Source organism: Streptomyces narbonensis (assembly GCF_014649015.1).
GTDB classification, from domain to species: domain Bacteria; phylum Actinomycetota; class Actinomycetes; order Streptomycetales; family Streptomycetaceae; genus Streptomyces; species Streptomyces narbonensis.
Genome location: NZ_BMSF01000197.1, coordinates 1 through 523, shown reverse-complemented (window position 1 = coordinate 523; position 523 = coordinate 1). Strand labels below are relative to the sequence as shown.

The window sequence follows — 523 nt, the reverse complement described above, 5'->3', positions numbered from 1 at the left end:
CTTCTGCTATAAGGCTAGCAACAGATACTTGTCTTATTTTGTTACTAATAATAGCTTTTTTTGATAAAGGAATAGTGTCTGTAATTATTAATTTATCTAAAAATGAATTATTTATTATATCTATTGCATTACCTGATAATATAGCATGAGTAATATATGCAAAGACATATTTTGCTCCTTGTTTTTTTAGTGATTCAGCTGCTTTGCATAAAGTACTAGCTGTATCTGCAATATCATCAATTAATATACATGTCCGATTTTTTATATCTCCTATTATATGCATTACTTGTGTTTGATTTTTTTTGGGGCGACGTTTATCTATGATAGATAATTCTACATTTAATTCTTTAGCTATTGAACGAGCACGTATAACACCACCAATATCTGGAGATACTATCACCAGATTGTTATATTTTTGACTTTCTATATCTTTTATAAGTACAGGATAACCATAAATATTATCTACAGGCACGTCAAAGAAACCTTGTATTTGATCTGAATGTAAATCCATAGTCATCACACG

1 protein-coding gene is annotated in these 523 nt (G+C 28.9%); it reads right to left on the bottom strand.

What is annotated here, in order from left to right; genetic code table 11:
- Positions 1-523, bottom strand: a 523-nt coding sequence (prs, locus tag IE124_RS36450) for a ribose-phosphate diphosphokinase (RefSeq protein WP_189514094.1), incomplete at both ends; no start/stop codon positions are given.